Raw genomic sequence first — 12378 nt, 5'->3', positions numbered from 1 at the left:
CCGCGATCGCGGGGCTCATCACGGCCGCGTTCGGTGCCCGGCCACCTCGCCGCCACGGTCGTGCTAGGCGGCGGCGAGCTGCTGATGTTCGGCCGCATATACGCTCAGGTGTCCGGCATCGCCCCCGAGCACGCGCGTGCCCGCTACCTGTCGGTCTACGGCACCTCGTGGGGATTCGCCCTCGTGCTCGCCCCGCTGTGCGCCACCCGGCTCATCGCGTACGCGGGACCCACGGGGCTGTGGGGCACGCTGGCGCTCATCGCCCTGCTCCTGGCCGTCGCGCAGCCGCTCGTCGTCAGGCCGCTGCTCGGCCGCCCCGGCCTGACGACGAGATGAGACCGGACCTCAGAGGTTCAGCACGGACTCGGCCAGGTCGGCCTCGGCGAGCAGCAGCGGCACCGCCGCAGGGTCGCGCAGCAGCGCGGCCACCGCGAGCCGGTCGTTCCACTGGCCGGTCGCCCAGGCAAGCCCCCTCGCCAGCCCGTCGACGCCCGTGCAGTGGACCGTGCCCTCGAAGTAGCGCCACGCGCACTCCACGCCGTCGACCAGCAGCTTCTCGTGCTCGACGTACGTCTCGGGCGCGGTGGGCAGCAGCGAGCGCACCTCGGCCGGCACCGGCCGTGTGACGCCCTCCGAGGTGACCTCACCGGCGGTCAGCTCACCGGCGAGCGGCAGGTCGAGCAGCTCGGACAGCGCCTCGGCCAGGTCGTACGGGGCCAGGATCAGCGGCCTGTCGGTGACGAGCTGGAGCAGGTCGGGCGCCTCCACCACGACGGCGTCATCGGCCGAGGCCACCACGATGTCGCCGCCGAGCACGGCACGCACCTTGGCGGGCGGCGCCACCCGCGACGGGTCCACACCCGCGAGCGCCACCCACAGCGCCCGCAGCTGCGCCCGGTCCACCTCGATCGACTCGTCGGCCATCAGGTCGAGCAGCTCCTCGGGGCCGCCGTGGGAGGCCAGCAGCTCGGGCAGCGTCGTACGGACGCCGATCATGGACAGCGCGGCCTCGTCGAGCCCGGCGGGCGCGTCGGCGTAAAGGCCCTGAAGCAGCGGGTCGGCGCCGGGCAGCCGCAGCTCAAGCGGCTTGCGGCCGTCGAGCACCGGATGGTTGGCCAGCCACCACGCGGTGTAGGACGGCACCTCCACGCCCTGGATGCGCAGCGGGTGCAGCGCGGCGCGCAGCGGCGGGGTGGTCAGCAGCCGCAGCGCGGCCGGCCAGTCGGCCACCAGCTCCAGGTCGCGTACGGCCATGAACTCGGGGATCAACGGCGGCACGTCGAGGTCGGGCAGCAGGTCGAGCACGTGGTCGATCCAGTCGGCCTCGCCGTCGAGGTCGTGGTCGCAGTCGTCGGGGTCGAGCAGCACGTCGGCGTCGCGTACGACGGCGAACCCGTCGAGCACGCCGGCCGCCGCCAGCACCCTCGGCCCGTAGGTCTCCTCCAGCTCGGACGCCGCCACGCCGAGGTGCGTGTCGGGCTCCAGCAGCCCGGCCAGCGCGCCGTCGGCCAGCATCAGCTCGCCGGCCGGGTAGAGGTCGCCGTCGGTGCCGCGCAGCGCCAGCTCGGCCAGCCACGGAGCCTCGCCGGGCGCCAGCCCCGACGCCTCGACCAGCGACAGCACCGCCTTCGCCACCGGCTCGGGGTCTGGGCTGTCGAGCGACTGCGCGACCGCGGCCTTGGTCAGCGGGTCTTCGAGGACCGTGCGGGGCGTCGCCTCGGCCGCGCCGAGCCGCAGCAGCACGGGATGGGCCGCCTCGGGGTGCACGATGCGCAGCCCCAGCGGGGTCAGGTCGAGCTCGGCGCCGCCGTCGCTGAGGATGAGGGTGCCGCGCGGGCCGCGTACGAGCCGGCCGTCGGTCAGCGGCACCGGCAGCGCGCCCAGCGACTCGGGGTCGTCGACCGGCAGCACCTCATAGAGCGAACGCCACCACGACGGCTCGCGCCCCTCCAGCGCCTCGCCCGACAGCATGTCGACCACGTCGGCCAGCTCCACCCGGCGCACGCCGAGCGAGGCCATCGCGGGATGGCGGGCGTTCCAGCCGGAGGGCAGCAGGCCGGGTACGAAGTCGGACACCGCCGCCAGGAACTCCGACGAGGCCCCCGGCACGACGGACGCCTCGCGGCCCGACACCACCCAGCCGTCACCCTCGGGCTCGGGCACGGGATGCTCGACCCGCCACTCGGCGTCGGGCTCGTAGACCCGCTCCTCGGCGAACGACGGGGTCTCCACCACGGGCGCGGGCGCCGACAGCGCGGGCAGCAGCGGCGTGCCGGGCAGCCGCTCCAGCACCGCCCGCCGGATGCGGGCGTCGAGCTCGCCCTTGCCCATCAGCGACGGCACGAGGTCGAGCAGCTTGGGCGTGCGGGGCAGCTCGCGCAGCAGGCGTACGTAGGCGTCGGCGACCCGCTCGACCAGGAAGTCGGTCAGCGGACCCTTGGCGACGTGGCGCCGGTCGGTGGCCATCGGGAACGACGCGATCAGCAGCGCGGGCAGGTCGATCGGCTCGTCGCTCGGCGTCGGCGCGTGGAGCACCGGCGGCACGGTGGACGGCAGCGGCCCCGGCTCGCCCGTCTCGGTGACGGGGACGGCCCAGCGCAGCGACCAGTAGGGGCGGGCCCGCTCCTCGGTGGGCCGGTCGGCGAACAGCCTCGCGACCTCTTCCTGGGTGAACTCGCCGGACTCCGACACCACGTGCCAGCCCTCGGCGACCACCGTGCGGGTCTCGCCGTCGAGCTCGATCTCGATGCGCTCCAGCGCAGGCAGGCCCAGCAGCAGCGCCGGGCTGGTCTCGGCCAGCATCCGCCGGACCGCCTCGACGCTGTCCTTGTCACGCAGCGGCAGGCGTACGAGCGTGTCGAAGCCTTCGGGGATGTCGATGAACGGCGGCTCGTCGAACGGCAGCCGCAGCAGCGGCACATGGCCGCCCCGGTCGGCCAGCTCACCGGCCAGCTCGGGGATGTCGGCCACCAGGGCCGCCGTCTCCGTACGGGACCAGCGGACCGCGCCGTGGCCGCGCGAGCCGATCGCTGGCGCGTCGCAGACCGACACCACCGCCGCGAACCCGACACCGAACCTGCCCGCCGCGCCCGCCTCGTCACGCTTGCCCGAGGCGCGCAGCGTGGACAGGCTCTCCACTCCTGTACGGTCGAGCGGCGCGCCCGTGTTGGCGGCCGTCAGCACCTCGCCGCGCAACGTCAGCCGCAGCACTCCAGGCACGCCCGCCCGCAGCGCCGCGTCGGCCGCGTTCTGGGCCAGCTCGACGATCAGCCGGTCGCGGTAACCGCCGAGCGCGAAGTCCTCCTCCGCGTTGGCGTCTTCGCGGAACCGGGCGGGCGAAGCCGTCCACGCGGACAGGACGGCCGCGCGCATCCGGTCAGTGCCGTAGGTGTCGCTCATCGATCACGATCCTGGTAGAGGGTTGGGGGCCACCGTAGGTTAGCGGCCTTCACCGACACTCACGATCAGGAACCGACACTCACGATCAGGAGTGGCCGAGCTCCTCGGAAGCCGACTCGTCGACCGAGCCCTCCTCCTCCATGAGGTCGTAGCCCAGGTCGTCGAGGATCGGGATCGCCTGCTCGACGGGCGGCGGCTGCACCGCGGCCTCGGAATGGGCGCCGCAGCCGTGGTCGGCCGAGACGACCTTGCCGTCGTCGGGTGCGTACTCGTTAGTGCAAACTCCGAACATCTGCCGCAGACCACCCGAGAGCATCCAGTAGAAGCCGCAGGTGGAGCACTGCGCGGGAGCGGCGTGTGCGATCGGCGTGTGCGGCCCGTGCTCGCCCGAGTGCCAGCGTCTGGCAGCCCGGTCTCTGCCGATGGCCGAGAGCACACGTGCTCGGCCCAGGCCGTACTCGAAAACCGCCTGATGCTCGACGTCGTCGTCGGTCTCTGTGAAACCCGGCGCCAGCCTGTCGTCGTCTTCAGGGGTCGGCAGCAGGTCGCCCACGCCGAGGTCGCCAGGACGCAGCCGCTCACTCCACGGCAGCCACTCGGGCGCCAGCAGCGCGCCCGCGCCGGGCAGCAGGCACGCCTCGCTGACCGTGACCTTACGCGCGCGCGAGGCACGCGTGACGGTGACGGCCCAGCGCCAGCCGCGATAGGCGCGATCCTGGCAGGCGAAGTAGTGGGTGACGATCCGGTCGCCTTCGCTCTCGTAGCCGAGGTGCTCGCCGGGCTCGCCCGGCCGCGCGAGCTCCTCGGCCGCGGCGCGCGCCAGATCGACGGCGGCGACACAGGCCTGGTCGGGAGCGGAGACACGGGCCCTGGTGCGGCTCATCGGCCCGCCTCCGCCGAAAGGTGCTGTTCGCTCACACTTCATTCTCACCCATCGAAGGACCCGCGGGGCCCACAACCGCGCATCCCGCCCCCAAATCCCCCGCACCTTCCCACCGATCGGAACCCGCCCTTCTCACTTTCCGAAACCCACCCTTCCCACCACCCGGACGCCGCCTGAACACCTCACCGCCCCAACACCTCACCGCCTCAGCCCACCCCGCCCACCGACCTCCCGCCGCACCGCGACCACCCCGCCCACCGACCTCCCCGCCGCACATCGACCACCCTGCCCACCGGCGCGCCTCCCCTCCCTCCGGCGGGCCTCGCCACCCGCCCAACGAGCCTCCATGCCCACCGACGGGCCTCCCCGCCGACGGCCTGCCCCCTTCGTCCGCCCATCCCCCCGCGCCTCCCCAGGCCGGCGATCCGCACACACGCCGAGCCGGCGTCGGCCCCACTGACCGCGCCCGGCGTGCCGCCGCCGCGACGGGTGACGCCGCGGTGCCCGGCACACGTGCCTCAGGTCAAGTCGCCCGGTGGGCGCACACCAGCGGAGGCGAGTGCCCGCGAGGCACCGGTCGCGTTCGACGTCAGCCGGAACCACCGCCGGCGAAGCAGCCGAGGTCGGAGGCCGGACCCGCACTGAGATCGCGTAGCCGGTCGGGTAAGACTGGAAGGCGTGGAGGGTGGTGGCTGGGAGCGAGCACGCGAGATCTCGCGGCGGGTGGCGCGCGGCGCCGCCGACGCGGGACGTGCGACCGCGCGCGCGACCAAGGCCACCGCGAGCGGCACCATACGAGCGGGCAAGGCCACGGCCACGGGAGCGCGCAAGGTCGGCCAGGCCACCCGGCGGCTCACCCACGCCAACGGCGCGGACCGCACCGGGCTCGGCCGCCTGATCGAGCTGTCGGCGGGCAACAGCGCCGGCGACGCGCTCGTCACCGTCGCGCTCGCCAGCACCGTGTTCTTCGGCGTCCCGGTCGGCGAGGCCCGCGGCTCGGTCGCGCTCTACCTGGTCATCACGATGTTGCCGTTCGCGCTGCTCGCGCCGTTCGTGGGGCCGATACTCGACCGTTTCCGATCGGGCCGGCGCTATGTCATGGCCGGCACGCTGTTCGGGCGCGGCCTGCTCTGCTTCGCGATGGCCGCCGCCGTGGGACCCGGTGACCTGCCCACGCTGTTCATCGGGGCGCTCGGCGTGCTGGTGCTGTCGAAGGCGTACAACGTGTCACGGGCGGCGATCATGCCGTCGGTGCTGCCCGCCGACATCACGCTCGTGTCGGCGAACGCGCGGGTGGCGCTGTTCACGCTGGTCTCCGCCGGGATCGTGGTGCCGATCGGCGCGGGGCTGACCGCGTGGCTGGGCAGCGCGGTGGTGCTGCGCGTCGCGATGGTGGCGTTCCTGCTGCTCGGTGTCGTCGCCGTACGCCTGCCGCGCCACGTCGACTCGCCCGACCTGGAGGAGGAAGGCGCCGCGCCGCGCTGGCGCACGCTGCTCAAGGTCGGCCCCACGGTCGCGGAGGCCGTCTGGGCGAACGTGGCCATCCGCGTCTTCTCCGGCTTCCTGCTGTTCTTCCTGCTCTTCCTGGTGCAGGACGCGGCCGTGCCGTGGCTGTCGGCCGACAATCCGGCGGCGCGCGACCCGTTCTTCGACGTGACGAAGACGATCGCACTGCTGGCGGGCGCGGCCGGGCTCGGCGGTCTGGCCGGTGCCGTGGTCGCGAACTGGACGCGTAAGAACGCGCCGCAGCTCATCGTGCTGCTCACGCTGGCCGTCACCGTGGTCGCCATCATCCTCACCGCCGTCTTCTTCGGCGTCTGGGCGGCGCTGGGCATCTCCCTCGTCACCGCCTTCGCGCAGGAGCTGGGCAAGCTCGCGCTCGACGCGATCGTGCAGCGGGAGATCGGCGAGGAGGTGCGGTCGTCCACGTTCGGCGTGGTCGAGGCGGTGTTGCAGCTCGCGTGGGTGTTCGGCGGGCTGGTGGGGCTGGTGCTGTCGCTCACGCGGAGCAGCACGGCCGGGCTGGTCACGCTCGCCGTCGCGCTGACGGCCGCGCTCGGCCGGCTCCTGGCGACCCGGCGCCGTCGCGTACGCGCGGTCGAGGAACGGCTTGACCGCGAACGCGCCACCGCCGAGCCTGCGCACCGCCCGGACCCTGTCGACCCCACCAAGCCCCTGACGAACCCCAACACCTGATCGGCGGACACCGGCCTCCCCCGGTGAAGGACGCGCTCCAAAGGACTCTCTCACGTAGCCCGCACCCTGTCTCAGGCGACGGCGAAGCCGCAGAGGGTGCGGAACGGCCGTCCTCACGAGGAACGGAACGGGGGACGCCGCGTTGCCGCTCCTCCCTCGCGAGCAGGGAGGAGCGGACCCGAAATCGTGCCGTATGGGGTGGGGGCGGGGTGTCAGGCGTCGAGGTCGTCGGCGACGGCGCGGAGGACCTGGGCGATCTTCCTGGCGTGCCCGGCATCGGGGTGCTTGCCCCGCCGGTACGACGTCGAGACGTCGTCGAGCAACTTGATCAGGTCTTCGACGATGACCACCATCTCGTCCGGCTTCTTCCGCTTGCTCTTGGCCTTGACCTTGGCGAGCGACGGCGGCTGCTCCAAGATCCTGACCGACAGCGCCTGCTGGCCCCGGCGGCCCTCGGCAACGCCGAACTCGACCTTCTGGCCGGGCTTGAGCGGCCCCGCACCGGCGGGCAGCGCGGATGAATGCACGAAGACCTCACCGCCGTCGTCGCGGGTGAGGAAGCCGAATCCCTTGTCGGCGTCGTACCACTTGACCTTGCCACTCGGCACAGGAGGACCTCGTTCAAACAGTCGAAAAGAAGGACGGATGGAAGTAGGTTATGCCCCGGGAAGCGCCAGGGCGACCGGGTAAATGCCGGAGAATTACGCGGGAGCCCCTTGATCGCACCATCGGTCGAACCAGGCGGCGAATTCGGTCAGGTCGCCCAGTGCCACATCCGCTCCGTGCTCACGCAGCTCTCCCACCGTGTAAGGACCGGTCGCGACTGTCACGCTCACGGCGCCGCCTGCGCGTGCCGCCTCGATGTCCGCGACATGGTCACCAACATAAGCCGCCGCGCCGAAGCGCGCGAGTGCCGATCCCTTGGCCGCACCGAAAAGCGAGCCGACCACTTCGTCCACCTCCAGGCCCAGCGTCCGCACGGTGCCGACCGCGTCCCGGGGATTCTTGCCGGTCACGACGATGACCCGGCCGCCGGCGCGGCGCACGGCGTCGATCGCCTCGTACGCGCCGGCCATGGGCTTGTGCACCGGAACTCCGATTTTCGGATATATCTCGCGATACAGGTCGGCGGCCGCGGGCACCTCCTCGGGCGGCAACCAGTTGGCCAGCTCCACCTCCAACGGCGGCCCCAGCCGTTGCACGATCGCCGCACTGTCAAAAGGCACGCCCAATCGCACGGCCAGCTCGTCGTAAACGGCCGCGATGCCCTCCCGCGTGTCCGCCAATGTCATGTCAAGGTCGAATCCCACCGAAGTCGTCACGTGTGAAGGATGCCAAACGCTCCCCTACCACCCGTAACGGGCCTTGTTCTGGGAGCATGGGAATGGGAAGAAAGGAATTACTTATCGGAGAGGAGCGGCCGTGACCGACCCCCACCCGCCGCACGCCGGAGACCGGCTCGTCGCCTCCACCGCCGCGTCCCGCACCGCGAGCTCTTCCGCAGCGCCGCACGCGAAGAGCGGCCCGGCCGCGCCGCACGCCACCGGCGGTCCCGTGGAGCGGGTGGTATCGCGCGCCGAAAGCGACTCCGCAGGGCCGCACGCGAAGAGCGGCCCGGCCGCATCGCGCACCGAGCGTGGCTCCGCGCCCCGTCCGCACCGCCCCGCCCGTCCCGGCGGCAGGGGCGCGACGCCGTGGCGGCGCGTGACGGGCGTGCTGGCCGGGCTGGTGAGCCTGGCCGCCCGGGTCGCGGCGCTGTCCGTGCTGCTCTACGCGGTACGGCCTCGCGGCGATCGTCTGGTTGATCATCGGCTCCGCCGTGGCGGGCCTCATCCGGCGTACCTCGCGGTAGCGACTACGCTCCTTACGGAGGTATCAGCACAGACATGAGCAGATCGACCCGCGAGCGGATCGTCGACGAGGCCCTGCGACTGTTCGCGGAACGGGGCTACTCAGCCACGTCCGTGGCCGAGATCGAGGCGGCATCGGGGCTGTCTCCGGGCGCCGGCGGGCTCTACCGGCACTTCAAGTCCAAGTACGAGGTCCTCGCCGCGGCCATCAACGAGCACGCCGCGCGTACCAGGATCCAGGTGGCGGAGAGCCTGGCGGAGCTGAGCGCCATGGAGACCTCGGTCGCCCTGGAGGAGCGCCTGGCGCACGTGTGCCGCGCCGGCCTGGCCAAGGTGCGCGAGGAGTCGGAGCTGACCCGGGTCTTCTTCCGCGACCTGAGCCAGTTCCCCGAGCTGGTCGCGGTCGTCCGCGAGGGCCTGCTGCAGCCGATGTTCGACGCCATCGTGAGCTGGTTCAAGGAGCAGCCCGAATACCGCGACGCCGACCTCGACTGGACCGGCATCGCGGCCGTGCTGGGCGGCTCGGTGGTGCACTACCGGCTGTTCCAGGAGACGATCGGCGACGTGCCGGGCCACGCGGAGAAGGACCAGTTCGTCGCCGCCTGGGTACGCCTGGCGCTCGGCCTGCTGCCCAGCCCCGCCCCGGTCAGCTGACGTTCAGCGGTCCTCGAGCGCGAGCAGCCGGTAGCCCAGCCAGACGACGCCCAGCCCCGTACCGATCATGAACATCGTGCCGCTGACGTCGAAGAACTGCGTGACGAACGGCTGCCACCCGGCCTCAAGACCGACCCGCAGGCCGCCGACGAGCACCCCGCCGACGGAGTAGCCCAGCATGGGCGCGCCGATGCCGAGCAGTTTGTCGCGTACGTTCCAGTTCTCGCTGAACAGCACCAGCGCCGCGCCGAGCGCCCACACCACCACCGGCACCTGGAAGATCGCCAGCGGCGCCAGGTGGAACGGCACCAGCAGCGCGGCCAGCACGAGGATCACCAGGGCGGCCGCGTCGCGCGGGTACTCCTTGACGATGGTCCTGGCGTCCCTGCCGCCGGTGGCCAGCGGGTTGGCGCGCGACATGGCCACCCTGCGCAGGCCCGCGAACGGCAGCCCGTAGCCCCGCTCCTCCCTGGCGAGCTGCTCGTGGGCGAGCCTGCGGTACACGCGTACGCCCGGCGGCGCGTCCCGGTCGTCCACGAGGGGCGGCAGCCGGCGCGTGCCGTTCGCGGCGACGGGGAGGATCGCCGTGTCACCGCCCGCCGCCGCCCCGCCGTTCTGAGCGGCAGGCTCGGATACGGGTGCGGCGAGCGGGACCGAAGCGCCTCCCGAGGCCCCGGCCTCGGCACCGGCCGTCCCTGCCATGGCGCGGGCCGTCACAGCGGGCCTGGCGGTGGCCCTGGCAGCGGGCCTGGCGGTGGGCCCGCCGGTGGGCTCGCCCGCCTCGGCCAGCCTGCGGACCTCCCGCTCGACCAGCGCCACCGGATCGCCGTACCTGGCCAGCACCCGCTCCACGTGCCGCGCGTCCGCGCTGCCGCCGACCTCCGCCTCGATCCTGGCCCGCAGCCGCCGCGTGAAGTCGAGCCGCTGGTCGGCGCGCAGCACGCCGTGGGCGGCGTCGGCGGCCTTGGAGACGTAGTTCAGCACGAGCTGGTCAGCGCGCTCTCTCACGCCTAGCAATGCTGCCTCAATGAGGTGGGACATACCATGGCAACGATGGAGTTCACGGAGTGGATCAGGGGGCGCACCGACGAACAGCTACGGGCGCTCGTCTCCGCGCGTCCCGAGCTGATCACTCCGGTGCCCGCGCATCTGGAAGGTCTCGCCTCCCGCGCGGCGAGTCCGTCGGCCATCGCCAGGGTGCTCGACCGGCTCGACCGGTTCACGCTGGCGGTGGTGGAGACGCTGGCCGTACGCGAGGAGCCGCTGCCGAAGGACGCCCTGCGCGACCTGATCGCCGCCGCCCTCTCCGATGATGATGAAGCACGTGATCCCGAGCCGGCGCTGACCTGCGCGCTCGACAAGTTGCGCGAGCTGGCCCTCGTGTACGGCTGCGACGACGCCCTGCGCCTCGGCCCCGGCGTCCGCAAGGTGCTCGACGACCCGGCGGGGCTCGGCCCGTGCGCGGCCGACGCGTTCCGCCACCACGCACCCGAGCAGCTCGCGGAGATGGCCGACGACATCGCGCCCGGCACCACGGGCTCGGGCAAGGAACGCCTCGCGGCGGCGCTCGCCGACCCCGCCGACTTGATCGCCGACGTCTCCCCCGAGGCCAGGGCCGCGCTCGACCAGCTCGCCTGGGGCCCGCCGACCGGCCGCGTACCGAACGCCAGGCGCGAGGTGCGCATCGCCTCGGCCCGCTCCCCCATCGAGGAGCTGCTGGCGCGCGGCCTGCTCGCGGCGACCGGCGAGGAGAGCGTGACGCTGCCCCGCGAGGTCGCGCTGTATCTGCGCGGCGGCCGGGTGCACCGGGGCCTGCTCGCCGTGCCGCCGCCGCTGCGGGGGAAGGCGCGCGATCAGAAGCTGGCCGACCGTACGGCGGCGGGGCAGGCGTTCTCGTTCGTCAGGTCGGTTGAGGAGCTGTGCGAGCGGTGGAGCGTCGATCCGCCGGGCGTGCTGCGTACCGGTGGGCTGGGCGTCCGCGATCTGAAGCGGACCGCCGCCGAGCTCGACGTGCCCGAGTGGGTGGCGGCGCTGGTGGTGGAGGTCGCGCACGCGGCCGGTCTGATCGCGGCGGGCGGCGGCGTGGACGGCGAGTGGCTGCCGACCTCCGGCTACGACCTGTGGCGGGTCAGGCCCACCGCCGACCGGTGGGTGACGCTGGCGTCCACGTGGCTGCACATGGACCGCGTGCCGGGCCTGGTCGGCGACCGCGACGATCGTGACAGACCGCTGAACGCCCTGCACACCGACCTGCGGCGCTCGTCCGCGCCCGGGGTGCGGGCGGCCACGCTGGGCGTGCTCGCGGCGGAGCCCGGCCTCGCGCCCGACCGCGACTCGGTGCTCGAACGCCTGGCGTGGGAGCAGCCGCGCCGCCGGGGGCCGCTGCGCGAGCAGCTCACCGAGTTCACGCTGCGGGAGGCCGAGCAGGTGGGCGTGACGGGGCTGGGCGCGCTGTCCGTGCACGGGCGGCTGCTCGCCGAGGGCGGAGACGCGGCCGCCGCGCTCGCGCCGCTGCTGCCCGAGCCCGTCGATCACGTGCTGCTCCAGGCCGACCTCACCGCCGTCGCACCGGGGCCGCTCACCAGCGAGCTCAACCGGTGGATGACGCTGACCGCCGACGTCGAGTCGAAGGGCGGCGCCACCGTCTACCGCTTCAGCGAAGAGTCGATCAGGCGGGCGCTCGACGCCGGGCATGGGGCCGAGGAGCTGGTGTCGATGCTGGCCCGTCACTCGGCGACGCCGGTGCCGCAGGCGCTGTCGTACCTGGTGACCGACGTCGCCAGGCGGCACGGCCGGATCCGGGTGGGCACGGCGAGCGCGTACATCAGGTGCGACGACCCCGCCCTGCTCGACCAGATCACCGCCGACCGGCGCTCTGCCGCGCTGCGGCTGCGGCGGCTGGCCCCGACCGTGATCGCCTCGCGTTCGTCCAGGGCGGCGCTGGTCGACTCGCTGCGTGCCATGGGGTACGCGCCGGTCGCCGAGTCGCTCGACGGCGACGTGATCATTTCGCAGCTGGAGAGCCGCCGCACCGAGGGCGTCGCCCCGGTCCGCGCGGTGTCGGCGCCGAACGGCCTCGATCCCGAGGTGGCGGCGGCGGCCGTACGCGCGCTACGGGCCGGCGACGCGGCGCACCTGTCGCGGCGCGAGCCCGTGGACGCCCCCGGCGGCATCCCGCGCGGGCCCGCCACGGCCACCATCTCGGCCCTGCAGGAGGCCATCAAGCAGGGCGTGCGCGTGTGGATCGGCTACCTCGACTCGCAGGGCAACGCGACCTCGCGCATCCTGGAGCCGGCCAGGATGGAGGGCGGTTATCTCACGGCGTACGACGAGACGCGCGCCGCCGTGCACCGCTTCGCCCTCCACCGCATCACCGGCGTCTCCGGCCTGTGAGCG

Annotated in this window: 9 protein-coding genes; 4 read left to right on the top strand and 5 right to left on the bottom strand. The window is 73.3% G+C overall.

Annotated elements, in window-relative coordinates; translation table 11 throughout:
• Positions 1-33: 33 nt before the first annotated feature.
• Positions 34-336: a hypothetical protein gene (locus WBK31_RS38885; RefSeq protein ID WP_364068285.1), complete on the top strand. Its 303-nt coding sequence runs from the start codon at positions 34-36 to the stop codon at positions 334-336.
• A 9-nt stretch (positions 337-345) separates the two neighbouring features.
• Here the strand turns inward: WBK31_RS38885 and WBK31_RS38880 are convergent, their stop codons facing one another.
• Both WBK31_RS38880 and WBK31_RS38875 read right to left on the bottom strand, forming a co-directional pair.
• Positions 346-3399 (bottom strand): sacsin N-terminal ATP-binding-like domain-containing protein, encoded by a 3054-nt coding sequence (locus tag WBK31_RS38880; RefSeq protein ID WP_378785484.1) that lies wholly within the window; start codon positions 3397-3399, stop codon positions 346-348.
• A gap of 85 nt (positions 3400-3484) precedes the next feature.
• The gene (locus WBK31_RS38875) at positions 3485-4282 is read right to left on the bottom strand and encodes a DUF3027 domain-containing protein (protein WP_364068289.1); all 798 of its coding nucleotides are present in this window, start codon (positions 4280-4282) and stop codon (positions 3485-3487) included.
• 678 nt (positions 4283-4960) lie between these two features.
• Between WBK31_RS38875 and WBK31_RS38870 the strand changes: the two genes are divergently transcribed.
• Positions 4961-6478, top strand: coding sequence for an MFS transporter (locus WBK31_RS38870; protein ID WP_406674016.1), 1518 nt, complete (start codon positions 4961-4963; stop codon positions 6476-6478).
• Positions 6479-6690: 212 nt separating this feature from the next.
• On the opposite strand, the gene WBK31_RS38865 is transcribed toward WBK31_RS38870, so the two are convergent.
• Entirely contained in the window at positions 6691-7086 is a 396-nt protein-coding gene (locus tag WBK31_RS38865; protein ID WP_364068293.1) for a cold-shock protein, read from the bottom strand.
• A 93-nt stretch (positions 7087-7179) separates the two neighbouring features.
• Positions 7180-7800 (bottom strand): HAD family hydrolase, encoded by a 621-nt coding sequence (locus WBK31_RS38860; protein WP_364068295.1) that lies wholly within the window; start codon positions 7798-7800, stop codon positions 7180-7182.
• A gap of 564 nt (positions 7801-8364) precedes the next feature.
• On the opposite strand from WBK31_RS38860, the gene WBK31_RS38855 reads away from it, so the two are divergent.
• Entirely contained in the window at positions 8365-8982 is a 618-nt protein-coding gene (locus tag WBK31_RS38855; protein ID WP_364068297.1) for a helix-turn-helix domain-containing protein, read from the top strand.
• Positions 8983-8985: 3 nt separating this feature from the next.
• Here WBK31_RS38855 and WBK31_RS38850 read toward each other — a convergent pair whose 3' ends face one another.
• Entirely contained in the window at positions 8986-9990 is a 1005-nt protein-coding gene (locus WBK31_RS38850) for a hypothetical protein (protein ID WP_378785487.1), read from the bottom strand.
• Between the two features lie 45 nt (positions 9991-10035).
• Between WBK31_RS38850 and WBK31_RS38845 the strand changes: the two genes are divergently transcribed.
• Positions 10036-12375 (top strand): helicase-associated domain-containing protein, encoded by a 2340-nt coding sequence (locus WBK31_RS38845; protein WP_364068301.1) that lies wholly within the window; start codon positions 10036-10038, stop codon positions 12373-12375.
• The last annotated feature ends 3 nt before the right edge of the window (positions 12376-12378 follow it).

It is taken from the genome of Nonomuraea sp. N2-4H (assembly GCF_045291505.1).
Taxonomy (GTDB): Bacteria; Actinomycetota; Actinomycetes; order Streptosporangiales; family Streptosporangiaceae; genus Nonomuraea; species Nonomuraea fastidiosa.
This window is presented reverse-complemented; position numbering and strand designations above follow the sequence as displayed.